The 23,718-nt window shown below is 62.5% G+C and carries 24 protein-coding genes; 9 read left to right on the forward strand and 15 right to left on the reverse strand.

Features of this window, described 5'->3' with window-relative positions; genetic code table 11:
• Positions 1 to 153: 153 nt before the first annotated feature.
• Positions 154 to 1,461 carry a phosphate regulon sensor histidine kinase PhoR gene (gene phoR, locus ACF8RA_RS13580; protein WP_176682903.1) on the reverse strand — a complete coding sequence of 436 codons (1,308 nt, stop codon included), beginning with the start codon at positions 1,459 to 1,461 and terminating at the stop codon, positions 154 to 156.
• A gap of 48 nt (positions 1,462 to 1,509) precedes the next feature.
• Positions 1,510 to 2,199 carry a phosphate regulon transcriptional regulator PhoB gene (phoB, locus tag ACF8RA_RS13585; protein ID WP_003253341.1) on the reverse strand — a complete coding sequence of 230 codons (690 nt, stop codon included), beginning with the start codon at positions 2,197 to 2,199 and terminating at the stop codon, positions 1,510 to 1,512.
• A 172-nt stretch (positions 2,200 to 2,371) separates the two neighbouring features.
• On the opposite strand from phoB, the gene ACF8RA_RS13590 reads away from it, so the two are divergent.
• Positions 2,372 to 2,743: a hypothetical protein gene (locus ACF8RA_RS13590; protein ID WP_176682902.1), complete on the forward strand. Its 372-nt coding sequence runs from the start codon at positions 2,372 to 2,374 to the stop codon at positions 2,741 to 2,743.
• A gap of 33 nt (positions 2,744 to 2,776) precedes the next feature.
• On the opposite strand, the gene ubiA is transcribed toward ACF8RA_RS13590, so the two are convergent.
• Positions 2,777 to 3,667, reverse strand: a complete 891-nt coding sequence (gene ubiA / locus ACF8RA_RS13595) for a 4-hydroxybenzoate octaprenyltransferase (RefSeq protein ID WP_176682901.1) — start codon at positions 3,665 to 3,667, stop codon at positions 2,777 to 2,779.
• A complete protein-coding gene (locus ACF8RA_RS13600) occupies positions 3,667 to 4,224 on the reverse strand; it encodes a chorismate lyase (RefSeq protein WP_176682900.1) in 558 nt (185 codons plus the stop codon). Before ACF8RA_RS13600 ends, ubiA begins: the two co-directional genes overlap by 1 nt.
• A 199-nt stretch (positions 4,225 to 4,423) precedes the next feature.
• On the opposite strand from ACF8RA_RS13600, the gene ACF8RA_RS13605 reads away from it, so the two are divergent.
• The 4 genes from ACF8RA_RS13605 to ACF8RA_RS13620 all read left to right on the forward strand — a co-directional run bounded on the left by ACF8RA_RS13605 (position 4,424) and on the right by ACF8RA_RS13620 (position 6,766).
• A complete protein-coding gene (locus tag ACF8RA_RS13605; RefSeq protein ID WP_003253349.1) occupies positions 4,424 to 4,591 on the forward strand; it encodes a rubredoxin in 168 nt (55 codons plus the stop codon).
• Positions 4,592 to 4,607: 16 nt separating this feature from the next.
• Positions 4,608 to 5,756 carry an NAD(P)/FAD-dependent oxidoreductase gene (locus ACF8RA_RS13610; RefSeq protein ID WP_176682899.1) on the forward strand — a complete coding sequence of 383 codons (1,149 nt, stop codon included), beginning with the start codon at positions 4,608 to 4,610 and terminating at the stop codon, positions 5,754 to 5,756.
• 187 nt (positions 5,757 to 5,943) lie between these two features.
• Positions 5,944 to 6,243, forward strand: coding sequence for an HU family DNA-binding protein (locus ACF8RA_RS13615; protein ID WP_003253355.1), 300 nt, complete (start codon positions 5,944 to 5,946; stop codon positions 6,241 to 6,243).
• 148 nt (positions 6,244 to 6,391) lie between these two features.
• Complete coding sequence (locus ACF8RA_RS13620; RefSeq protein WP_176682898.1) at positions 6,392 to 6,766, forward strand: helicase; 375 nt, start codon at positions 6,392 to 6,394, stop codon at positions 6,764 to 6,766.
• A 178-nt stretch (positions 6,767 to 6,944) separates the two neighbouring features.
• On the opposite strand, the gene ACF8RA_RS13625 is transcribed toward ACF8RA_RS13620, so the two are convergent.
• From ACF8RA_RS13625 to exbB, 6 genes are all read right to left on the reverse strand, one after another.
• Complete coding sequence (locus ACF8RA_RS13625; RefSeq protein WP_209969127.1) at positions 6,945 to 8,348, reverse strand: aminoacyl-tRNA deacylase and HDOD domain-containing protein; 1,404 nt, start codon at positions 8,346 to 8,348, stop codon at positions 6,945 to 6,947.
• 78 nt (positions 8,349 to 8,426) lie between these two features.
• On the reverse strand, positions 8,427 to 10,505 hold the full coding sequence (gene recG / locus ACF8RA_RS13630; protein ID WP_176682896.1) for an ATP-dependent DNA helicase RecG: 2,079 nt from the start codon (positions 10,503 to 10,505) through the stop codon (positions 8,427 to 8,429).
• Positions 10,506 to 10,508: 3 nt separating this feature from the next.
• A complete protein-coding gene (locus ACF8RA_RS13635; protein ID WP_012274839.1) occupies positions 10,509 to 11,435 on the reverse strand; it encodes a hydrogen peroxide-inducible genes activator in 927 nt (308 codons plus the stop codon).
• Positions 11,436 to 11,529: 94 nt separating this feature from the next.
• Complete coding sequence (locus ACF8RA_RS13640; protein ID WP_176682895.1) at positions 11,530 to 12,261, reverse strand: energy transducer TonB; 732 nt, start codon at positions 12,259 to 12,261, stop codon at positions 11,530 to 11,532.
• Complete coding sequence (gene exbD / locus ACF8RA_RS13645; RefSeq protein WP_176682894.1) at positions 12,258 to 12,686, reverse strand: TonB system transport protein ExbD; 429 nt, start codon at positions 12,684 to 12,686, stop codon at positions 12,258 to 12,260. Before exbD ends, ACF8RA_RS13640 begins: the two co-directional genes overlap by 4 nt.
• Before the next feature lie 3 nt (positions 12,687 to 12,689).
• Complete coding sequence (exbB, locus tag ACF8RA_RS13650) at positions 12,690 to 13,664, reverse strand: tonB-system energizer ExbB (protein WP_209969130.1); 975 nt, start codon at positions 13,662 to 13,664, stop codon at positions 12,690 to 12,692.
• A gap of 190 nt (positions 13,665 to 13,854) precedes the next feature.
• Here exbB and ACF8RA_RS13655 point away from each other — a divergent pair, with 190 nt between their 5' ends.
• A complete protein-coding gene (locus ACF8RA_RS13655) occupies positions 13,855 to 14,712 on the forward strand; it encodes an SDR family oxidoreductase (protein ID WP_176682892.1) in 858 nt (285 codons plus the stop codon).
• 169 nt (positions 14,713 to 14,881) lie between these two features.
• Here the strand turns inward: ACF8RA_RS13655 and ACF8RA_RS13660 are convergent, their stop codons facing one another.
• From ACF8RA_RS13660 to ACF8RA_RS13680, 5 genes are all read right to left on the reverse strand, one after another.
• The gene (locus ACF8RA_RS13660) at positions 14,882 to 15,613 is read right to left on the reverse strand and encodes a hypothetical protein (RefSeq protein ID WP_209969135.1); all 732 of its coding nucleotides are present in this window, start codon (positions 15,611 to 15,613) and stop codon (positions 14,882 to 14,884) included.
• 56 nt (positions 15,614 to 15,669) lie between these two features.
• Positions 15,670 to 16,050 carry a RidA family protein gene (locus ACF8RA_RS13665; RefSeq protein ID WP_003253379.1) on the reverse strand — a complete coding sequence of 127 codons (381 nt, stop codon included), beginning with the start codon at positions 16,048 to 16,050 and terminating at the stop codon, positions 15,670 to 15,672.
• 23 nt (positions 16,051 to 16,073) lie between these two features.
• The gene (gene spoT / locus ACF8RA_RS13670; RefSeq protein WP_176682890.1) at positions 16,074 to 18,182 is read right to left on the reverse strand and encodes a bifunctional GTP diphosphokinase/guanosine-3',5'-bis pyrophosphate 3'-pyrophosphohydrolase; all 2,109 of its coding nucleotides are present in this window, start codon (positions 18,180 to 18,182) and stop codon (positions 16,074 to 16,076) included.
• Positions 18,183 to 18,241: 59 nt separating this feature from the next.
• Positions 18,242 to 18,505 carry a DNA-directed RNA polymerase subunit omega gene (gene rpoZ, locus ACF8RA_RS13675; protein WP_003253383.1) on the reverse strand — a complete coding sequence of 88 codons (264 nt, stop codon included), beginning with the start codon at positions 18,503 to 18,505 and terminating at the stop codon, positions 18,242 to 18,244.
• A 239-nt stretch (positions 18,506 to 18,744) separates the two neighbouring features.
• Positions 18,745 to 19,617 carry a LysR family transcriptional regulator gene (locus ACF8RA_RS13680; RefSeq protein ID WP_176682889.1) on the reverse strand — a complete coding sequence of 291 codons (873 nt, stop codon included), beginning with the start codon at positions 19,615 to 19,617 and terminating at the stop codon, positions 18,745 to 18,747.
• 204 nt (positions 19,618 to 19,821) lie between these two features.
• On the opposite strand from ACF8RA_RS13680, the gene ACF8RA_RS13685 reads away from it, so the two are divergent.
• The 3 genes from ACF8RA_RS13685 to ACF8RA_RS13695 all read left to right on the forward strand — a co-directional run bounded on the left by ACF8RA_RS13685 (position 19,822) and on the right by ACF8RA_RS13695 (position 23,637).
• Positions 19,822 to 21,204 carry a glutamine synthetase family protein gene (locus ACF8RA_RS13685; protein WP_176682888.1) on the forward strand — a complete coding sequence of 461 codons (1,383 nt, stop codon included), beginning with the start codon at positions 19,822 to 19,824 and terminating at the stop codon, positions 21,202 to 21,204.
• 4 nt (positions 21,205 to 21,208) lie between these two features.
• Positions 21,209 to 21,976, forward strand: coding sequence for a gamma-glutamyl-gamma-aminobutyrate hydrolase family protein (locus ACF8RA_RS13690; protein ID WP_176682887.1), 768 nt, complete (start codon positions 21,209 to 21,211; stop codon positions 21,974 to 21,976).
• Positions 21,977 to 22,095: 119 nt separating this feature from the next.
• On the forward strand, positions 22,096 to 23,637 hold the full coding sequence (locus ACF8RA_RS13695; protein ID WP_392461489.1) for an APC family permease: 1,542 nt from the start codon (positions 22,096 to 22,098) through the stop codon (positions 23,635 to 23,637).
• Positions 23,638 to 23,718 lie beyond the last annotated feature (81 nt).

Raw genomic sequence — 23,718 nt, forward strand, 5'->3', positions numbered from 1 at the left:
CGTCTTTGAGATAGAGAGAAAAAAAGTGCCAGCTTTTGCTGGCACGGGGAATCCAATGTAGCGGCTGGGGCCGTAAAAGCAAAGGGCAGCGGACTCATTGCGGTCCAAGTGGCAGCAGGCATGCCCGCGAAGGGCTGCGCCGCAGCCCCAATCTCAAGCCTTTTCGTTGGCCAATTGTGCTGGCGGAAAGTGGCAGGTGAAGGTGCTGCCATGCCCCGGTACACTGCTGATTTCCAGCTTGCCGCGGTGCCGCATCAGCACATGCTTGACGATTGCGAGCCCCAACCCGGTCCCGCCGGTATTCGATGCACGGCTGGAGTCTACCCGGTAGAAACGCTCGGTCAGGCGTGGCAAGTGCTTGGCATCGATGCCCACCCCCGAGTCCTGCACCGACAGGTGAGCGCCCTGGGCATCGACCCACCAGCGGATACGGATGTTGCCTTCGTCCTGGGTGTACTTGACTGCATTGAACACCAGATTGGAAAAGGCACTGCGCAGTTCCGACTCGCTGCCCTTCAGCTTCAGGCCGGGCGCAGCTTCCAGGCTGATGCGCTGGTTGCGCGGCCCGGACAAGGCCTGGGCGTCGTTCTTTATGGCGGCGAGCAGGGCATCGACTGCCACCGGCTGGTTGTCCGATGGGTAATCGGTGGCTTCCAGTTTGGCCAACAGCAACAAATCGTTGAGCAGGGTTTGCATGCGCGAGCCTTGCTGGCTCATCTGCTGCAGGGCGCGGCTCCACCGTGGGTTCACGTCTTCGACGTTGTCCAGCAGGGTTTCCAGGTAGCCGGTGATTACCGTCAGCGGCGTGCGCAGCTCGTGGGACACGTTGGCGACGAAGTCCTTGCGCATCTGTTCCAGCTGGTGGATGCGGGTGACATCGCGCACCAGCATCAGGTGTTCATTGTTGCCGTAGCGGGTGATGTGCAACTGCACACGCATGCGATCATTGATCGGCGAAGGGATTTCCAGCGGTTCAAGGTAGTTTTCTGCCTCGAAGTACTCTTTGAAGAGCGGGTGGCGCACCAGATTGGTCACTTGCTGGCCGCCGTCCTGTGGGGTCTTGAAGCCCAGCAGGGTCTCGGCGGCGCGGTTCCACCATTCCAGGTTGCCGTCGCTGTCGAGCATGATCACCGCGTCACGCAGCGCGGCGGTGGACTCCTGCACCCGGTCGATCACTGCCTGCAGGCGGCCGCGCACACGCTGGTCGCGGCGTTGCAGGTGGTAGATGCTATCGAACACCTCGCCCCACAGGCCGTAGCCATCGGGTGGTGCTTCGTCAGGTTGGTGATTGCGCAGCCAGTCGTGCAAGCGCAGCAATTGCTTGAGGGTCCAGCCCAGATAGAGCGCCAGGCCAATGGCCAGGCTCCAGCCGTAGTAGCCGCTGACCAGCCCGCCGATCAGGCAGACGGTAATCAGCAACAGCAGATGGCGAATCAGGGTTGCGTGCCAGTTCTGGTTCAATTGACGGTCCTTGTACAACGACGTGCAGCTTGGCGCTCTGGAACTCGATCAGCTCTTGGTCGAGAAGCGGTAGCCAGTGCCCCGGACGGTTTGTACCAGATTCTCGTAAGCTTCACCCAGTGCCTTGCGCAAGCGACGGATGTGCACGTCGACGGTACGTTCCTCGACATAGACGTTGCCGCCCCACACTTGGTCCAGCAGTTGGCCTCGGGTATAGGCGCGCTCCTGGTGGGTCATGAAAAACTGCAGCAGGCGGTATTCGGTAGGGCCCATCTCGGCCGGCTTGCCGTCGATGGTCACGCGGTGGCTGATCGGATCGAGCAGCAGGCCGCCGACCTCGATCGGCGCCTCGCTGTCGCTCGGGCCAGTGCGGCGCAGCACGGCTTTCAGTCGCGCCACCAGTTCACGCGGCGAGAACGGCTTGGTGATGTAGTCGTCGGCGCCCACTTCCAGGCCCTGGATCTTGTTGTCCTCTTCACCCTTGGCGGTGAGCATGATGATCGGGATATCACCGGTCAGCTCGTCGCGCTTCAGGCGACGGGCCAGCTCGATGCCGGAGGTGCCCGGCAACATCCAGTCGAGCAGGATCAGGTCCGGTTTGCGGTCGACGATGATCGCATGGGCCTGTTGCGAGTTTTCCGCTTCCAGGCAGTCATAGCCGGCCATTTCCAGGGCAACGGCGATCATCTCGCGAATGGGCGCTTCGTCGTCGACGATCAGAATGTTCCTGCCTACCATGCTCAAAACCTCTCCTGGATTCGGTGTCTTGGCCCGCATTAGATAACGGAATTATTGCAGCTGTGTGACAGGGTGTTGGCCGTTCTGGCGACATTCCGTGACTGAACTAGGCTACAGAGGGCCGCCGTAATGGCAACCCGAACTCATTTCCCCCGAAACAATGGTGAATCCAATGACACGACATACGCTGAGCTGGATGGCCCTTTTCACTGCGCTGGCGCTCCCGGGGGTGGCGTTGGCCCACCATGCCATGGAGAAGGACGGCATGTGGGTCGATCATGCCGGCATGACCCTGTACACCTTTGACAAGGATGCGGGTGGCAAGTCGATGTGCAATGGCGATTGCGCCAAGAACTGGCCACCGTTGATGGTCAAGAAAGAAGACGAAGCACCGAAAGATAAATGGACCCATGTAACGCGTGACGACGGTTCGATGCAGTGGGCTTACGACGGCAAGCCGCTGTATACCTTCATCAAGGACAAGAAGGCCGGCGACATGACCGGTGACGGCGTGAAAGACGTCTGGCACGTTGCCAAGCCTTGAGATAGCCGGGGCCGCACAGCGGCCCCAAAACACTCAGCGCAACGCGTAATCCAGCACCACCCCGATAAACACCAGCAACCCAGCCCAGTGATTGTGCAGAAACGCCTTGAAGCACGATTCCCGGTCCAGCTTGCGCGTCGACCAGTATTCCCAGGCAAAGCACGCCGCCGCACCCAGCAACCCGAGGTGGAACCAGCCACCCAGATCGAAGCGGCTACCGGCCAGCAACAGGCAGCCCAGCGACAGCAACTGCAGGGTCAGGATGATGCTGCGATCGGCGTCGCCGAACAGGATCGCGGTCGATTTCACGCCAATCTTCAGGTCGTCATCGCGGTCGACCATGGCGTAGTAGGTGTCATAACCCACCGTCCACAGCAGGTTGGCGATATACAGCAGCCAGGCACTGGCCGGCAGGTCACCACCGGCCGCCGTGAACGCCATCGGAATGCCCCACGAATACGCCGCTCCCAGCACCACCTGCGGGTAGTAGGTGTAGCGCTTCATGAACGGGTAGCAGAACGCCAACGCCACCGCCCCGAATGACAGCCAGACGGTTCGGCTGTTGGTGCACAGCACCAGCAGGAAACTCACTCCTACCAGAATCGCGAACAGTGTCAGCGCCTCGCGTGGCCGCACTCGGCCACTGGCCAGTGGCCGGTCGGCGGTACGCTTGACGTGGCCGTCAACCTTGCGGTCGGCAAAGTCGTTGATACAGCAGCCGGCCGCGCGCATCAGCACCACACCAAGGCCGAAGATGAGCACATTGGCCAGTGTTGGTGACCCGTTGCCGGCAATCCACACTGCCGACAGGGTCGGCCACAGCAGCAGGTAGATGCCTATCGGCCGGTCCATGCGGCTGAGCTGGACGAAGTCCCAGGCCCGCGGGTGCAGGCGGTTGAGCGACTTGAGCAGTTGCAGGTACATCAGCGGTTTTCCTCCTTGGCCGCTTGCCACAATGCCGGCAGAAACACTTCTGCCACCAGCAGGTCCAGGCCGTTGCGCTCGAAGCGCGAGCGGCGGCCCCACAGCGCCGCATGTGCAGCTTCGGACGGTAGCCAGGCCTGTGGATAACTGCACACTTCGAGTGGATGACGGATGAACGCCTGGTCGCAGAACAGCAGCTCGCCCAGCGAGCGGCTGCCCAAGGTTTCCAGGTCCAGTCCTCCGCGTTCCAGGGCGCTGCGGCTGGCCACGCTGCGGGCGAATACCCAAGGTTGGCCATGGCCGCGCAGGTACACTTCGCGCACCCAGCCTTCGGCGCCGGCAGCGATGCCCAGCGCCTGGCATTCGTCATCGCGCAGCGGCTGCCAGCCTTCGAACAGCGGGGTGACGGAAAAGTGATCGATGGACAGACGGGTCAGGCGGCGGGTCAGCGAGCCCTCGTCGAACAGCCAGTCAAGGGTGGGCTGGTCGATGTCGGTCGCCAGTTGTGAATACGGCAGCCACGCGACAGCGGCTGCTTGCGGGGATTCGTACGACACGTCGGTATGCTTTGTTACAGCCAGAGAGGCGGCGAGCTTAGCATGATTGCCCCAACTGCTTGCATACTGCCGGCAGGGCCGCTACAAAGCCCCCACGAATTGAGCACTGGCCCCATTCGCGGTCGCTGCAGGAGCGGGCTTACCCGCGAAGAGACCATCAGCAGCACAAGCCCCAGCCTGAACCGAGGAAATAGACCTGATGAAAAAGTGGCAATGTATTGTCTGTGGCCTGATCTACGACGAAGCCGAAGGCTGGCCCGACGACGGCATCGCCCCCGGGACCCGTTGGGAGGATGTACCTGAAGACTGGCTGTGCCCCGACTGCGGCGTCGGCAAAAGCGACTTTGAAATGATCTCCATCGGTTAATCGAGGAAAGCACGACATGACGTCCCCTGTGGTAATCATCGGTACCGGCCTTGCGGGCTACAACCTGGCCCGTGAATTTCGCAAGCTCGATGCGCAGACGCCGTTGTTGCTGATCACCGCCGACGATGGTCGCTCTTACTCCAAGCCGATGCTTTCCATGGGCTTTGCCAAGCAGAAGGACGCCGACGGCCTGTGCATGGCTGAGCCGGGCGCCATGGCCGAGCAACTGAACGCCGAGATCCGTACTCATACCCGCATCAGCGGCATCGACCCGGGCCACAAGCGGCTGTGGATCGGCGAAGAGACCGTGGAGTACCGCGACCTGGTGCTGGCCTGGGGGGCGCAGACCGTGCAGGTGCCGATCGAGGGTGATGGCGGCCATCTGGTGTTCCCGATCAACGACCTGGAAGACTACGCGCGCTTCCGTGCTGCCGCCGCTGGCAAGCAGCGTGTACTGATCCTCGGTGCCGGCCTTATCGGCTGCGAATTCGCAAACGACATGAGCCTGGGCGGCTTCAAGGTTGACGTCGTGGCGCCGTGTGAACAGGTCATGCCGACCCTGCTGCACCCGGCCGCTGCGGCGGCAGTGCAGGGTGGGCTGGAGGGCCTGGGTGTACGCTTCCACTTGGGGCCGGTGCTGACTCGCCTGCAGCAGGTAACCCAAGGCCTCGAGGCGCACCTGTCGGACGGCAGCGTGATTGCCTGCGACCTGGTGGTTTCGGCCATCGGCCTGCGCCCACGTACCGACCTGGCTGCCGCGGCCGGCCTGCAGACCAACCGTGGCGTAAGCGTAGACCGCGAGCTACGTACTTCACACGCAAACATCTTCGCCCTTGGCGACTGTGCCGAAGTCGATGGCATCAACCTGCTGTACGTGATGCCGCTGATGAGCTGTGCCCGGGCGCTGGCGCAAACCTTGGCCGGCAAGCCGACGGCAGTTTCCTACGGGCCGATGCCTATCACCGTGAAAACCCCGGCGTGTCCGCTGGTGGTCTCGCCAGCGCCACAGGGCTGCGAAGGCATCTGGCAGGTAGAGGGGCAGGGCAGTGACCTCAAGGTGCTCTGCCTTGATGCCGACGGCAAGCTGCTGGGCTACGCCCTTACCGGGACGGCGGTGATGGAGAAGCTGGCGCTGAATCGTCAGTTGCCACCGGTTATGGCGTAAATAGCGCGCGTTCTGTCGGATTTATCCTGTTGTTGCCTGCACAATGGCCGCCCAGATACTGGCGCGGCCCCTGAGCTCGTGCCATTCTCACTCCCGTCTGCCGCAGATTAGAGCCTGCGGTGCCTTGAGCGCTGCTCCCAGAGGCAGCACGGCATAACAACAAGAATTCCGTCAAAGAGGCTTCACTATGCGCAAACCAGAACTCGCCGCCGTCATCGCCGATAAGGCTGATCTGACCAAGGAAAAGGCCAATCAGGTTTTGAACGCGATTCTCGACAGCATCACCGGTGCCCTGGACAAGGACACAGTTACCCTGGTCGGTTTCGGCACCTTCGAAAAACGTCATCGCGGCGCGCGTACCGGCAAGAACCCGCAAACGGGTGAGCCGGTCAAGATCAAGGCCAGCAATACCGTGGCCTTCAAGCCTGGCAAGAACCTGCGCGACAGCGTTAACGCTCCCGCCAAGCCAGCCAAGAAAGGCAAGTGATCGCTCCCTGACAATTCCAGTGTCAGCCAAGCGGGCGCCTCGGGGCGCCCGTTGTGCTTTCTGCAGGCAAAATGTTTCGAACTTGCATAAATAGTTCTGGAAAAGGATAAACTGCGCGCCTTAGTCACTTTTCATTCGAGGCGCGTTGATGAAGTTTCGCTTTCTTCTCTGGGCCATGGGGCTGTTGATGGCCAGGGCCAGTCGTAATAACCCCGCATTCCAGCAGCAGCTCAAGGGCAAGGACCTGGTGTTCCAGATGCAGACCCTGGACGGCAAGGTCGCCCGGCACTTCATCGTCGAGAATGAGCGCATCAGCAGCAAGGGCGGCGCACACCCACAGCCGGCGTTCGCCATTGCCTTCAAGGACGCCGCCTATGGCTTCGCCACCATGCAGGCGGGTAACAAGCAGCTGGCGTTCATGCAGGGGATTCAGGACAAGCACATCCAGATCAAGGGCAACCCGGCGTTGGTGATGTGGTTCCAAGGGTTGATGAAATACCTGAAACCGAAGAAGAAAGGCTGAAGCCCGACGGGGATGCCGATGCTTTACCTGTGGGAGCGGGCGTGCCCGCGAAACAAGCGACGCGGTGCATGGCACCGGCTTCGCCGGTGTTCGCGGGCAAGCCCGCTCCCACAGTCAAATCGCGCCAGCTTTTAGAAATTGAGCAAGACAGTTGCTCCCACAGGGTATGCGTTAATGCTTAATGCGGTGCGTGGAACTGCGAAGCCAGCTCACGCAACAGGTTCTCGGCTTCGAGCACCTTGTTCACCACATCCTCGGCCTTGTCCCGGGTAATGCTCAGGCGTTCCAGCAGCTCGTCAGGAATCTCTTCCTGCGGCCCTGAGCCTATACCTCGCAAGCGCAGCAGGCGGGTGGCCAGGCATACCAGGTTGGGGAACGCGAAATATTCGCCGTCGTAGGCCGGATCGTGCTGAAAGCGCAAGGCAGTCGACAGCTCTTCCGGCATGTCCCACAGCTTCATCAGCCAGGCACCGATCTGTTCACGGCTGATGCCCAGCAAGTGTTGCTCCACATAGGTGTGGTTCAAATGCGGGTTGACCTCAAGGTGGCGGCAAATCAGCGAGAAGTGCGGCGGGAACACGTGCGCCAGCAGCAGGTAGCCGAAGTTGTGCAGTAGCCCGGCCAGGTAGGTCAGCCCGGCCTCGGGGCGTTCTGCGCGAGGCATGGCGCGGGTCAGGCCTTCGATGATCGCAGCGGTGTAGATCGACTGTTGCCAGTAGGGCGTGGCCTGCTGCGGGTGGTCCTTGGGCAGGCTCAAGGTCTTGCCTAGCGCCAGGCCCAAGGCCAGGTTGATCACAAGGTCGAAACCCAGCACACGCACGATGGCGTCTTCAACCGAGCGGATCTTGCCCGGCGAACCATAGTAGGGCGATGCAGCCCAGCTCACCACCTGTGCCGCCAGCGCCGGGTCGGTTTCGACCACGCCGGTGATGTCGTCGATGCTGGCGTTGGGATCTACCCGCAGCTTGATGATCTTCTGCGCGCTGTCGGCGAGCGGTGGGATTTCGATGGTTTCTTCCAGGCGCTTCTGAATGCGTCGGGCAGTGAAGGCCTGGACCGCATTGGTGATTTCCCGGGTGTCGTCATCGGGGCGGTCGAGGTTGGGGCTGATGGCTTCGACTTGCTGGCCGAAGCTGCTGGCGCTGGCCTTGGCCAGCATGCGCTTGAAGTGTGCGCGTTCGATTTCCAGCAACAGGCCGGCTTCGCCGGACTGGATAAAGACCGTTTCGGCGTCGAGCAGGGCCTTTTCGTACTGACATGGCGAGCTGGTCAGCGCCGGGATGCCCGGCAGCGCCTTGAGGTGGTGCTTGTCGAGCATCTGCTTCAGGCGCGGTACCGACACGGCGGTCAGCTTGCGCCCGGTCAGCTCGGCCAGGCGGTTGAGGTCCAGCAGGTGGCTCTGCGGGAACAGCACCATGAGGGCGCCGACCTCGTCGTCGAGAAGGACAGCCTGCACCCGCGAAGCCGCTGGCAGGTACGGGTGTTCGACCACCTGGCGGTAGGGCACGCCGAGCTTGTCGAGCAGCAGCCTGATGACAGAGGGGGCGTGTGGGGTTGCGGTGTCCAGGGCAACTTCAGTCATGGTCCGTATCCACTGTTTCTTTTAAACGCGAAGTATAACCAGCCTGCGAGCAAATCTGGATCCATTCTGGGACTGCCGTCACACTTGGCCATATTGTTGGCCATGGCGCAGCCAGCGGTCCAGCAGCGGGCTGACGTGTTCCGGCCAGCGTGATACCAGGGCCTGGGCCGCGTCGCGCACGGCTGGCAGCAGGTCGGCGTCGCGCATCAGGTCGGCGACCTTGAACTGCAGCAGACCGGTCTGGCGGGTACCAAGCATCTCGCCCGGGCCACGCAGTTCAAGGTCTTTTTCGGCGATGATGAAGCCATCGTTGGTCTCGCGCATGATCCCCAAGCGCTCGCGGCCGATCTGCGACAGCGGTGGGTGGTACAGCAGTACGCAATGGCTAACGGCGCTGCCCCGACCAACCCGGCCACGCAGCTGGTGCAACTGTGCAAGGCCCAGGCGCTCGGGGTTCTCGATGATCATCAGGCTGGCGTTGGGCACGTCCACGCCCACCTCGATGACCGTGGTGGCGACCAGAAGCTGCAGGTTGCCAGCCTTGAACTCGGCCATGATCTCGGCTTTTTCTGCCGGTTTCATGCGCCCGTGGATCAACCCTACCCTCAGCTCGCCAAGCGCGCTGCCAAGCTCCTCGTAGGTGCTTTCGGCGGCCTGGCAGGTGAGTTCTTCGGACTCTTCGATCAGCGTGCATACCCAATAGGCCTGGCGCCCCTCGGCGCAGGCGGCACGTACCCGCTCGACCACTTCGAAGCGGCGGCTGTCGGCCACCAGCACGGTGTTCACAGGCGTACGCCCTGGCGGCAATTCGTCGAGCACCGAAGTGTCCAGGTCGGCGTAGGCGCTCATGGCCAGGGTGCGCGGAATAGGCGTGGCGGTCATGATCAGCTGGTGTGGGCACAGCTCGCCGGCCACGCCCTTCTTGCGCAGGGCCAGGCGTTGCTGCACGCCAAACCTGTGCTGTTCGTCGATGATCGCAAGGGCCAGGTGCTTGAACCTTACCTCTTCCTGGAACAGCGCGTGGGTGCCGACCACCATGGGGGCGCCGTTGGCGATCTGCTCCAGGGAAGCGGCCCGGGCCTTGCCCTTGAGTTTACCGGCTAGCCAGGCGACTTCGATGCCCAGCGGTTCCAGCCAGCGCTTGAAGGTAATGTAGTGCTGCTCGGCGAGGATCTCGGTGGGTGCCATCAATGCCACCTGGTAGCCAGCTTCCAGCGCCTGCAACGCTGCCAGTGCAGCGACCACGGTCTTGCCGGCACCCACGTCGCCCTGCACCAGGCGCATCATCGGTTCGTGCTGGCTAAGGTCGTAGGCAATTTCGTTGGCTACCCGTTGCTGCGCGCCGGTCGGCTGGAAGCCCAGGTTAGCCAGGTACTGCGCCTGCAGGTGCGTGGCCTTGGGCAGTACCGGCGCACGCAGGCTGCGCAGGCTTTCGCGCAGGCGTTGTTGCGACAGTTGATGGGTCAGCAACTCTTCGAAGGCCAGGCGGTGCTGGGCCCAGTGCTGGCCTTCGGCGAGTTCGTCGAGGTCGGCATCGGCCGGCGGATTGTGAAGGTAGCGGATGGCTTCGTCCAAGGGTGCCAGCTGGTAGTCCCGGGCAAGTTCGTCAGGCAGCCAGTCGGGCAGGCTGCGCGGGCCAAGCAGGGCAAGGCTCTGCTGGCACAACAGGCGCAGGCGTTGCTGGGTAAGGCCTTCGGTGGACGGGTAGATCGGCGTCAGAGTCTGCTCCACCGGTGGCGGCGGCTCGCTGCCGTTCAGCGCGCGGTACTCCGGGTGGTAGATTTCCAGGCCCGAAGCGCCGGGGCGGGCTTCTCCGTAGCAGCGCAGGTGGGTGCCCCGCTTCAGGCCCTCCTTCTGCGCGTTGCTGAAGTGGTAGAAACGCAATGTCAGCACACCGCTGCCGTCGCCCAGGCGCACCACCAGGCTGCGGCGCTTGCCCATGGTCACATCGGTACCACTGACCACTCCCTCGATAACCGCATCCTGGCCCGGACGCAGCTGGCCGATTGGCACCACGCGCGTGCGGTCCTGGTAGCGCAGGGGCAGGTGGAACAACACGTCCTGCAGGTTTTCCAGGCCAACCTTGGCGAGTTTCTCCGCCATTGCCTCGCCCACACCTTTCAGTACTGTGACCGGGACCTTCGACAGCTCACTCATGACTCAGGCCGGTTGTTCCGCAGGGTTTTTGGCGACCGAGCACAGGCGGATCGAATCGGCGAGGATCTCGATCGCCTTTGGCCGCGGGAAGCTGGCGCGCCAGGCGATGGCTACCGTGCGGAACGGTGCCGGTGCCGTCAGCGGGCGCACTTCGATGACGCCGGGGGCGTAGTGATGGCTGTGCACTGCCGACAGCGGCAGGATCGAAACGCCAAGGCCCGAAGCCACCATGTGACGGATGGTTTCCAGCGAGCTGGACTCTACCGTGGTATGCCTTGAGCCTTCACCCCCCTTGTTCAGGGTCGGGCAGGCTTCCAGTACCTGGTCGCGGAAACAGTGGCCTTCACCGAGCAGTAACAGGCTCTTGTCGTTGAGCATGGCGGTGTCGATGGTCTTCTTCGCCGTCCATGGGTGGTCGGCAGGCATCAGGGCGCAGAACGGTTCGTCGTATAGCGGTAGCGTCAGCACGTCGGCTTCGTTGAACGGCAGGGCGATGATCACCGCGTCCAGTTCGCCGTTGCGCAGCTTTTCGCGCAGTACGTGGGTGAAGTTTTCTTCGATGTACAGCGGCATTTGCGGCGCCACGCGGTGCAGCTGCGGGATCAGGTGCGGGAACAGATAGGGGCCGACGGTGTAGATGGCGCCGACCTTGAGCGGGGCGGTCAGCTGATTCTTGCCGGCCTGGGCCAGCTCGCGAATGCCCTGGGCCTGCTCCAGTACCTTCTGCGCCTGGGCGACGATGCTTTCGCCGACCGGGGTCAGACGTACTGCGCTTTTGCTGCGCTCGAAGATCAGAACGCCAAGCTCGTCCTCGAGCTTCTTCACACCGACCGACAGGGTTGGTTGGCTCACGTGGCAACGCTCGGCGGCATGGCCGAAGTGCTGTTCCTGGGCGAGTGTGACGATGTAGCGTAATTCTGTGAGGGTCATAACGTGCGTCCATGAAGTTGCGGGCCCAGCATAGCGGCTGCAATCGATAGACGCACGTTATCAGACTTGCCGAATTGTGACAGAAACAAAAGTCTCAGCGGCGGTCCAGTGAGTAGACGAACGGTGCCACGACTTCAATCGTGCCATTGTTCAGCAACTCGGGTGGCGGCTTGGGTACCGTGCCGGCCCGACGGATCATTTCCAAGGTCGCCCGATCCAGTGAAGCACTGCCTGAACCACCGGCCATGGAGTACGACACGACCTTGCCTTCGGCGTCGACCACGAAGCGCAGGCGGTTCATACCTTGCAAGCCGCGACGGCGCGCGTCTTCCGGGTAGCGCTTGTACTTGGCCAGGTGGCGCAGCAGGTCGCTCTGCCAGGTTGGCAGGGCGTTGCTGTTGGACGCAATGCTCGGTGCCGGTGCCGCGGACTTCTGCGGTGGCGTGTTGCTGGGCGGCGCATCCACCGTTTGCTCGGTGGGGGGTGCTTCCTTCGGCGGCTCAGGCTTTTTCTCGGGCTTGGGCGGCTGGGGCTTGGCCTTCGGCTTGGGCGGCTTGGGGATGGCAATCTTGGGCTTGGGCGCTTCTGCCAGCTTCGGCATCGGCGGTTCCTCGACCGGGGCCGGTGGCTGCGGAGCTGCCTTTGGGGGTGGTGGTGGCGCAGGCTCCGGCAACGGTGCCAGTTCGACCATCATCGCTGCCGGGGGCAGCTCGATGGCCTGGGGCACCGACCAGTTGAGCGTCAGCAGCACGGCGACCACGTGCACGCCCAGCACGATCGCCAGGCTGCCACCGTAGCGCGCCATGTTAGAGCGCGTTTTCATCATTTCTTGGCTGCCGTCTCGAGACCTACCAGACCGACTTTCAGGTAGCCGGCCGCGCGCATGTTGTTCATCACTTCCATCAGGTCGCCGTAATCCACGCCTTTGTCAGCCTGGAAGAAGATGGTGGTTTCCTTGTCACCCTTGGTCTTGGCGTCGAGCATCGGGCCAAGCTGGTCGGGTGCAGCAACCAGATCGTCGCCGACATACAACTTCTGGTCGGCCTTGACGCTGACGAACACCGGTTTCTCGGGCCTTGGCGCTGGTTTGGCGGTTGAGGCCGGCAGGTCGACCTTGATGTCGACCGTTGCCAAGGGGGCGGCGACCATGAAGATGATCAGCAGCACCAGCATCACGTCGATGAACGGCGTAACGTTGATTTCGTGGTTTTCGGCGAGGTCGTCGCCACCTTCGTTGAGATGCAGGCCCATGGCTTACCCCACTTTCACCATGTGCGGGGCGGCGCGCTCGCTGCCCTGGTGGTCCAGATCACGGCTGACCAGCAGCAGTACCTGAGCAGAGGCATCGGACACCTGCGCCTTGTAACCGGCAATGGAGCGGGCGAAGACGTTGTAGATGACCACGGCCGGGATTGCCGCGACCAGGCCCAGAGCAGTGGCCAGCAGCGCTTCGGCGATACCTGGGGCAACTACGGCCAGGTTGGTGGTCTGGGTCTTGGCGATGCCGATGAAGCTGTTCATGATGCCCCATACGGTACCGAACAGACCGACGAACGGCGCGGTGGAGCCGATGGTGGCGAGGACGCCGGTGCCGCTGCTCATGGTACGGCCGCTGGCATGCACCAGGCGCTCCAGACGGAAACTGACGCGTTCCTTGATGCCTTCTTTTTCGCGAGCGTTCGCCGAAAGACGCATCTCTTCGAGGGCATCATGGACCAGGGTATGGGCCAGGGTGCCTGCCTTGTTGGAGACTTCGCTGGCTTCTTTGAGGGTGGTGGACTTCTTCAGCTGGGCGATTTCGCCACGCAGGCGGCGCTTGGCGCCCATCAGCTCGAAGCCTTTGGCAATCCAGATGGTCCAGGTGATGATGGAGGCGATGGCCAGGCCGATCATGACGATCTTCACCACGATGTCGGCGTTCTTGTACATGCCCCATGGCGACAGGTCATGGGCCATGCCCAGCGAGGTGTCTTCGACCAGGGCTTGAACGCTCGGGTCTGCCGCGGCCGGTGCATCTGCCGGGTTGGTGGCAGTGGCATCAGGCGCCGGCGCATCGGCTGGGGCAGCAGCGGGTGCGGCCGGAGCAGTGGCAGCAGCAGGTGTGGCGGCGTTGGTGGTTGGCTCATCGGCCATGGCCACCGGGGCCAGCACCAGGCTAAGTGTCAGCGCGGCGATGGCGCGCCAGGCGCGCGACGGGGTTGGCGAAGCGGAAGATTGAGTACGTGTCATGCTGGCCGGACCTGATGAAGAAAAAGTGAACGTTCTCCAAGGCCTCGATGCAGGCCGAGAACAAATTGGCGGCCATTATTGCAAGTAATTCTTGTTAACAAAAGTAATATTGTAGCTTTTTTCGCCTATGGTCTAGCCGCCCATCGTGTAGCGTGGCCAGGCTGATCAATTGGTCTAGGGGAGTTTAGAGATGTCAGACCTTTCCGTGATGGTGGTGGGTTGTGGTGATGTGGGTGGGCGTCTGGCCAGGCAGATGTTGGCTAAAGGTTGGAAGGTGAGCGGCCTGCGCCGTTCTGTTGATCAGCTGCCCGCTGGGGTTCAGCCGGTTGCTGCAGACTTGGCCGAACCGTCGATACCGCAGGCCTGGCCACAGGGCGCGCTGGACTACCTGGTGTACTGCGTGGCAGCCAGCCAGCACGATGAGGCGGGTTACCAGGCAGCCTATGTCGATGGTTTGCGCCATGTGTTGGCCTGGTTGGCCGAACGTGGCCAACGCCCGCGCCGGCTGTTGTTCGTCTCCAGCAGCAGCGTGTATGCGCAGAAGGGCGGCGAGTGGATAGAGGAGGGCGCTGCCACCGAGCCTGAGGGCTATTCCGGGCGGGTGATGCTGGAGGCTGAACGGTTGGCATTGGGCAGCGGCATCCCGGCGAGCGTGGTCCGCCTGACCGGTATCTATGGCCCGGGGCGCGAGTGGTTGCTGAGCCAGGTGCGTCAGGGTTACCGCGTGGCCGAGGAGCCGCCGCTGTATGGCAACCGCATTCATGCCGAAGATGCCGCCAGCCTGCTGGCGTTTCTGCTGCAGGCCGATGCTGATGGCAAGGCAGTGGATGATTGCTACATCGGTGTCGACGATGACCCGGCGCCGCTGGCCGATGTGGTGGCCTGGCTGCGGGCGTATATGGGGGTTACCGAGTGGTCCGATGAGCAACGGGTACGGCGTACCGGCAGCAAGCGCTGCAGTAATGCCCGGGCGCGGGCGCTGGGTTGGGCGCCGGTATATCCGAGCTACAAGGAAGGCTACGCCGCGATCCTGGCAGGAAAAGCCTAGCTGGCAACTGGCGCGATGCCTTGTGGGAGCAACTGTCTTGCTCAATTTCTAAAAGCTGGCGCGATCCCTGTGGGAGCGGGCTTGCCCGCGAACACGGGCGAAGCCCGTGCCATCCACCGCGGTGTCTTCTTCGCGGGTAAACCCGCTCCTACAGGGGGCGCGCATCATCTCAGGTGCGCTCCAGCGTCCACTGACGCTTGCCGGCTGCCAGCTCCGGCATTTCATCCGGCTGCGCACGGTTCACTGCCTGGAAAATCTCCAGCTTGTCGCCATCGCGCTTGATGATGAACGGTGCACCGCGCTGGTTGCGCTCCAGCCACAGGCTGTCATTGCTGCCACCCATGGTCGCACAATCACCCGCCAGGCACAGGGCGAAGCGGTCCGGCCCGGGTAGGCCGGTGACGTTGCCGGTGTCGCTGAAGCGCACGCTGGCACCTTTGCCTTGGCCTTCGACGATCTTCCAGTTACCGCCCAGGTAGGCCTGGTACAGCGCTTTCTCGAAGCTGCTGCCAAGTGGTGCGTTGGCTGACACCGACGCCTTTGCGCGCACGAAGGTTTGCTTGGCGCCGTTCTGGTCGACGGCCAGCAGCTCGTCGCCATCGAGCGAAAGCTGCTCGGTCTGGCCGCCCTGGAAGCTGGCCTGCCATTGCTTGTCATTGGCGCTCAGCTGGCCGTCAGCGGCCTCGAAACCATTGCTATAGCTAGCTTGCTGATTGGCCACGTCGAGCTTCCACTCGAACACTGGGCCGTGCTCATTCAGCGCCTGGCGCAGGCTACCGGCTTTGACCGCCGCAGTGATGGCTTCCTGGTTGATCCAGATGCCGTTGAAGTCTTCGGGTTTGTGGCTGGTGCAGCCGCCCAGTAGCAGGGCTGCCAGCGCGAAGGGCAGTGCTTGACGCATGACGGGGTAACCTTGCGGAGTAAGAAGGGTGACGGGCAGGGCCCGTCACCCGGGCATCATTCGATGACCAGGATGGCGTCCATTTCGACCTGAGAGCCTTTCGGCAGCGCGGCAACGCCGATGGCAGCGCGGGCTGGGTAGGGCTGTTCGAAGTAGCGGCCCATCACCTCGTTTACCTTGGCGAAGTGGCTCAGGTCGGTGAGGAAGATGTTCAGTTTCACGATGTCCTTGAACGAACCGCCAGCGGCTTCAGCCACGGCCTTGAGGTTCTCGAACACCTGCACGGTCTGGGCTTCGAAGCCTTCGACCAGTTCCATGGTCTTCGGGTCCAGAGGGATTTGGCCCGACATGTACACGGTGTTGCCGGCCTTGATCGCCTGCGAGTAGGTGCCGATGGCGGCAGGGGCCTTGTCGCTGTTGATGACGGTTTTGCTCATGATGACTCCTTGCGGTTGGCGGACTACGTACGCATGCGGGTGATGCGGACCACACCGGTCAGGGTACGCAGCTTCTTGATCACACGCGCCAGGTGCACGCGGTCGTGCACGCTGACCACCAGTTGGACCACGCTGATACGGCCGTCGCGTTCGTCCATGCTGATCTTTTCGATGTTGCCGTCGGCGGCGTTGACGCTGCTGGCCAGCAGGGCGATCAGCCCGCGCTGGTGTTCCAGTTCAACACGCAGTTCGACATTGAACTCGCCAGTGATGTCCTTGGCCCAGGAGAGCTGCACGCACTTTTCGGGGTTGTGGCGGATTTCACTGATGTTGCGGCAGTTCTCCAGGTGCACGACCATGCCCTTGCCGGCCGACAGGTGGCCGACAATCGGGTCACCCGGGATCGGCGTGCAGCACTTGGCGTAGCTCAGCACCAGGCCTTCGGTACCGCGGATCGCCAGCGGGCCTTCTGGCGCCGGCAGCTGTTCGCCTTCGGCCGACAGCAGGCGGCGCGCGACCACGTAGGCCATGCGGTTGCCCAGGCCGATGTCTTCGAGCAGGTCTTCTATCAGCTCCAGGCGGTATTCGGCGAGAATAGACTGGACGCGTTCCTGAGGGATTTTCTCCAGGCTGCTGTCGAAGCCTGTGAGCACCTTGTTCAGCAGGCGCTCGCCCAGGCTGATGGACTCCGAGCGGCGCTGTTGCTTGAGCGCGTGGCGGATATTCGTGCGCGCCTTGCCGGAGACCACAAAGTTGAGCCAGGCCGGGTTTGGCCGAGCGCCCGGGGCGCTGACGATTTCTACTGTCGAGCCGCTTTGTAGCGGTTCGGACAGTGGCGCCAGGCGGCGGTTGATGCGGCACGCGATACAGCTGTTACCAACGTCGGTGTGCACCGCATAGGCGAAATCGACGGCCGTGGAGCCTTTGGGCAACTCCATGATCCGGCCTTTGGGGGTGAATACGTAGACCTCGTCCGGGAACAGGTCGATCTTCACGCTCTCGATGAATTCCAGCGAGTTGCCGGCACGTTGCTGCAGTTCGAGGATGCCCTTGACCCACTGGCGGGCACGCGCGTGGCTGCCCTTGGGCTGCTCGTCGTCGTTGGACTTGTACAGCCAGTGTGCAGCGATGCCGTTGTTGGCCATCTCTTCCATTTCGCGGGTGCGGATCTGGATTTCGATGGGCACGCCGTGCATGCCGAACAGGGTAGTGTGCAACGACTGGTAGCCGTTGGCCTTGGGGATCGCGATGTAATCCTTGAAGCGCCCGGGCAGCGGCTTGTAGAGGTTGTGCACGGCGCCGAGCACGCGGTAGCAGGTATCCACCTTGTCGACGATGATGCGGAAGGCATACACGTCCATGATCTCGTTGAAGGCACGGCGCTTGCCGCGCATCTTCTTGTAGATGCCATAGAGGTGTTTCTGCCGACCGCTGACCTCGCCCTCGATGCCGTCGGCGGCCAGGCAGTTGGCCAGCGAGTGCTCGATCTTGGCGACGATCTCTTTGCGGTTGCCGCGTGCGCTCTTCACTGCACGGTAAATCAGCGACGAGCGCATCGGGTGCATGGCCTTGAAGCCAAGGTCTTCGAACTCCACCCGCACATTGTGCATCCCCAGGCGGTTGGCGATGGGGGCGTAGATTTCGAGGGTTTCCTTGGCGATGCGCCGGCGTTTTTCGCCAGACAGCACTTCCAGTGTGCGCATGTTGTGCAGGCGGTCCGCCAGCTTGACCAGGATCACGCGGATATCGCGGGCCATGGCCATGGCCATTTTCTGGAAGTTTTCCGCCTGCGCCTCGGCCTTGGTCTCGAAATTCATCTGGGTCAGCTTGCTGACCCCATCGACCAGTTCGGCCACGGTCTCGCCAAACTGCTGGCTGAGGGCTTCCTTGGCGATGCCGGTGTCTTCGATCACATCGTGCAACATGGCCGCCATCAGGCTCTGATGGTCCATGTGCATGTCGGCGAGGATGCTGGCCACGGCCAGCGGGTGGGTCACGTAGGGCTCGCCGCTGCGGCGGCGTTGCCCATCGTGGGCCTGTTCGGCATAGAAATAGGCACGCCGGACCAGGTTGACCTGTTCGGGGCCAAGATAGGTCGAAAGCCGTTCGGCCAAGGCTTCTATACCCGGCATGGGTTCACCTCCTGCCGAGGAAGAGGGCCTTGCGCCGTACGACGTCGACCTGGCATCAATCAGACAGCCTCGTTGTTCTCGTCCTCGAACGCGGCGAACACCGGATCCTCGGTGACGATCTCTTCAGCGGCGATGAACTCGTTGGTGACGATGCCTTCGGCAATTTCACGCAGGGCAACAACGGTTGGCTTGTCGTTTTCCCACGCAACGCGTGGCTCTTTGCCGCCGGTCGCCAGCTGGCGAGCGCGCTTGGTCGAGAGCATGACCAGCTCAAAGCGGTTATCCACGTGTTCCAGGCAGTCTTCAACAGTTACGCGGGCCATGGTCTTCCTCAGTAGCAATTGCGGTGGGCGTGCAGCCCATTAGTGGGCAGGCGGACTCGATAGTATAAAAATTCACCAGCCAATAGGGAAGCGCTGTTTTGCCGGGTGGTACCTTCAGGCCCGCGTCGGCTTCTTCGCGGGTAAACCCGCTCCTACAGGTACCACTTACCTCGTAGGAGCGGGTTTACCCGCGAAAGGGTCGCAACAGACACCCTCGACGCTTTGTCCCGACGATAACCTCAGAGCATCGCGTCACGCAACCGCGGGGTCAGCTCTTCGAACAAGGTCTGCACCGAGCGCAACGCCCGACAATCCGGCCGGGTCAGCAGCCACAACTGGGTGTCGCAGCCGGGCAGGGGGCCGCTCAGTGCATCCACCCCGGGCAGCGCATGCACCATGTAGTCTGGCAGTGCTGCCACGCCCAGGCCGGCCGTGACCAACTGGGCAATGGTCGACATGCTGCTGCACTGGTAGCGCGGGCTCAGGCCCGGGTGCTGCTGGTTGCGCCAGACCACCGTAGGGTGGTCCTGCATCGAGTCGTCAGGTGCGATCCATGGCACGCTGGCAGGCGACTCGCTCAGGCGCTCGCGCCACTGTGGCTGACCGCAGAGTACATAGGAGGTAGAGCCCAGGTTGCGGCCCACCAGGTGCTCCGGTGGCGTGTTGGTCAGGCGCAGGGCAATGTCGGCGTCGCGCCGGCTGAGGTTGGCGAAGGTGTTGGAGGTACCCATTTCCAGCGACAAGGCCGGGTAGTTGGGCATGAACTCGGCCAGTGCCGGCAGCAACAGGCTGTGCATCACCGCCTCGGTGCAGGTCAGGCGCACCGTGCCGCTGACCACCTGCTCGCCACTGGTCATGGCAATGCGCGCCGCTTCCAGCGCCTGCTCGGCACGTTCGGCCTGCTCTGCCAAGGCCTGGGCGGTGTCAGTCGGCAGATAGCCCTTTCGGCTCTTGACGAACAAGGCGGTGCCCAGCGCCGACTCCAATCGGCGGATCGAGCGGAACACGGTCGAAACGTCGACTTTGAGCAGTTCGGCGGCTTTGGCCAGCGAGCGGCCACGTTCCAGTGCCAGGACCAGAGAGAGGTCGGCGTGGGTAATCTGATATTGCATTGATGCACGCTCTGCTTGCCAAATTGCCAATGTCTGTTGCGTCTGAGCCATTTTATAGTGAAACGGCCCCCCGGAATCAATGCGCCCGGTCGGGTAACCAGTCCCCACGATGGGAAAGTGAAAACAACAACAGCTGCAACCATCGTCGCCCGTGAGGCGCCAGCCGTATCCCACATCGCCGCAGCACATCAAAGGATGTACACCATGACGTCGGTAACCCCGTGCGCCAGTTCTTCCAGCGAGATGAATGACTTCCTCCAGGCCCATCCGGACACGCAGTACGTAGACCTGCTGATCTCCGACATGAACGGCGTGGTGCGTGGCAAGCGCATCGAGCGGGCCAGCCTGCACAAGGTGTACGAGAAGGGCATCAACCTGCCCGCATCGCTGTTCGCCCTTGATATCAACGGTTCCACTGTCGAAAGCACCGGCCTTGGCCTGGACATCGGCGACGCCGACCGCATCTGCTTCCCGATCCCCGGCACGTTGTCGGACGAGCCGTGGCAGAAGCGCCCCACCGCCCAGCTGCTGATGACCATGCACGAACTGGATGGCCAGCCGTTCTTCGCCGACCCGCGTGAAGTGTTGCGTCAGGTGGTGAGCAAGTTCGACGAACTGGGCCTGACTATCTGCGCCGCGTTCGAGCTGGAGTTCTACCTGATCGACCAGGACAACCTCAACGGTCGCCCGCAGCCACCGCGCTCGCCGATTTCCGGCAAGCGCCCGCATTCGACCCAGGTGTACCTGATCGATGACCTCGACGAGTACGCCGACTGCTTGCAGGACATGCTCGAAGCGGCCAAGGAACAGGGCCTGCCCGCCGACGCCATCGTCAAGGAAAGCGCACCAGCGCAGTTCGAGGTCAACTTGCACCATGTGGCCGATCCGCTGAAGGCCTGCGACTATGCGATCCTGCTCAAGCGCCTGATCAAGAACATCGCCTACGACCATGAAATGGACACCACCTTCATGGCCAAGCCCTACCCGGGCCAGGCAGGCAACGGCCTGCATGTGCACATTTCATTGCTGGACAAGAAAACCGGCAAGAACATCTTCGCCAGTGACGATCCGCTGCAAAGCGATACGCTGCGCCACGCCATCGGTGGCGTGCTGGAAACCATGCCGGCGTCGATGGCCTTCCTTTGCCCTAACATCAACTCGTACCGCCGCTTCGGTGCGCAGTTCTATGTGCCCAATGCGCCGAGCTGGGGGCTGGACAACCGCACCGTGGCCGTACGTGTGCCCACCGACAGCAGCGACAATGTGCGCCTTGAACACCGTGTAGCTGGCGCCGATGCCAACCCGTATCTGATGCTCGCAGCGATTCTTGCCGGGGTTCACCACGGCCTGACCAACAAGGTCGAGCCCGAGGCGCCGATCGAAGGCAACTCCTACGAACAGTTGGAGCAAAGCCTGCCGAACAATCTGCGCGATGCCCTGCGCGCGCTGGATGACAGCGAAGTCCTCAACCAATACATCAGCCCGGACTACATCGATATCTTCGTGGCCTGCAAGGAAAGCGAACTGGCCGAGTTCGAAGTGTCGATTTCCGACCTCGAGTACAACTGGTACCTGCACACGGTGTAAGCCCATGAGCGCAAATGCGGTCCCTTTGATCGGTGTCAGCGCCTGCCGCCAGCAGGTAGGGAAGAACTCATCGCACACGGTCGGCGACAAATATGTCGAGGCGGCCGGCTTTGCCGGCTTGCCGCTGATCTTGCCGGCCCGTGATGGTGGCAGCGACTCGCATGCGCTGCTGGCCAGCCTGCACGGCATTGTTTTTACCGGCTCGCCTTCAAATATCGAGCCGCATCATTACAATGGCGCCCCCAGTGTGTCGGGTACCCGGCATGATCTGGCGCGTGATCGCCTGACCCTGCCGCTGCTGCAGGCAGCCATTGCCGCCGGTGTGCCCGTATTCTGCATCTGCCGTGGCTACCAGGAACTGAACGTAGCCCTTGGCGGCAGCCTGCACCAGCGTGTGCAGGAACTGCCTGGCTACCTTGACCACCGCGAACCTGAGGACGCCCCCCTGGAGGTGCAATACAGCCCTCGCCACTCGGTCAGTATCGAGCCTGGCGGGTTGTTCGAGCGCTTGGGCCTGGCGGCGCAGTTCGAGGTCAATTCGCTGCACAGTCAGGGCATCGACCGTCTGGCCCCTGGCCTGCGCGTTGAGGCGCGGGCCCCGGATGGCCTGATCGAGGCGGTGTCCATGCCGGCGGCGCCGGGCTTTGTGCTCGGCGTGCAGTGGCATCCGGAATGGCGCTTCAACGAAAACCCGGTCTCGCTGCGTCTGTTTCAGGCGTTTCGCGAGGCCTGCATTGCCTACGCAGTACGGGAGGGCTTACGGCAGGAATGATTCTGACGTCAGCCGAAGGTCTCGGATGACTCGTCCCCGATAGCAAAATTTCAATGAGTGAAAGCGAGCCTTGCACTCAAGGCTTGTGAAAACAATTCCAAAATCTACGGCAAATACTCATGAGCAATTACACAGAAGCCGGTCGCCCACCCGATGTGGCGGCCGACGCGGGCAACACTCAGCGCAGCAAAGGCCTGGCCAAGGGCCGCTTGGGCCTGTTGGCCAGCGTGGTGCTGGGCATTTCCACCATCGCCCCGGTCTATACCCTGACCGGCGCCCTTGGCCCTACCGTGCGTGAGGTGGGTGCCCACCTGCCTGCCGTGTTCATCGTAGGCTTCCTGCCGATGCTGCTGGTGGCCCTGGGCTATCGCGAGCTGAACTCGGCGGAGCCGGACAGCGGTACTTCGTTTACCTGGTCGGCGCGTGCATTCGGCCCGATGATCGGCTGGATCGGCGGCTGGGGACTGGTGGTTGCCACCACGATCGTGTTGTCGAACCTGGCAGGGGTCGCGGTGGACTTCTTCTACCTGTTCCTTGGGCAGATCACCGGCAAGCACGAATTGGCAGCATTGGCCGACAACCTGTTGATCAACATCATTACCTGTTGCGTGTTCATTGGCCTGGCAGTGTGGATCTGTTGTCGGGGTATCGCCACCACCATGACTGTGCAGTACGGCTTGGTGGCACTGCAGTTGCTGGTGTTGGTCGGCTTTGCTTTCGCCGCTTTCGGCGGCACGACCGCGCCTCCACCGCTGGCGTTCGATTTCGCCTGGTTCAACCCGTTCGGTGTCGAGTCGTTCTCGGCCTTTGCCGCTGGCCTGTCACTGTCGATCTTCATCTTCTGGGGCTGGGACACATGCCTGACCGTCAGTGAAGAGTCGGTGGGCAGTGAAGAGGTGCCGGGCAAGGCCGCCACCTGGACAGTGATGTTGATCCTCGGCCTGTACCTGTTCACCGCCATCGCCACCCTGCAGTTTGCCGGTATCAGCGAAACGGGCCTGGGCCTGAACAACCCGCGCATCCAGGAGAACGTCTTTGCCCACCTGGCCGGCCCGGTCATGGGGCCGCTGGCGATCCTGATGTCCATCGCCGTGCTGGCCAGTACGGCGGCGTCGCTGCAGTCCACCTTCGTGGCGCCGGCGCGCACCTTGTTGGCCATGGGTTATTACGGTGCGGTACCACAGAAGTTCGCCAGCGTCTGCCCGCGCTCGCAAACGCCACGCTATGCCACCATCTGCGCCGGCGTGGCCGCAGGCCTGTTCTACGTGACCATGCGTACGCTGAGCGAGAACGTACTGGCAGATACCATCACTGCACTGGGCATGATGATCTGCTTCTACTATTCGCTGACCGCGTTTGCCTGCGTCTGGTATTTCCGCGACAGCCTGTTCGACAGCCTGCGCCACTTCATCATGCGCGGCCTGTGCCCGCTGGTGGGCGGGGTGATCTTGTCGGTGATCTTCGTGCGTACCGCCATCGACAGTGCCTCTCCGGACTTCGGCAGCGGCTCGCATGTGGGTGGGGTGGGGCTGGTGTTCGTGATTGCTGCGATCATCTCGGTGCTGGGTATCGGGCTGATGATCCTGTCGCGCATGCGTGCGCCGGCGTACTTCCTCGGGGCTACCCTGCGCCAGCAGGCTACCTTGCCTCTGCAGGAATAAATCATTGGGGCCGCTTTGCGGCCCTTCGCGGGCACGCCCGCTCCCACAGGTACGGCACAAGCCTCAAGGCAGTGATTAACC

This window comes from Pseudomonas sp. FYR_5 (assembly GCF_043106315.1).
In the GTDB taxonomy this organism is placed as follows: domain Bacteria; phylum Pseudomonadota; class Gammaproteobacteria; order Pseudomonadales; family Pseudomonadaceae; genus Aquipseudomonas; species Aquipseudomonas putida_Y.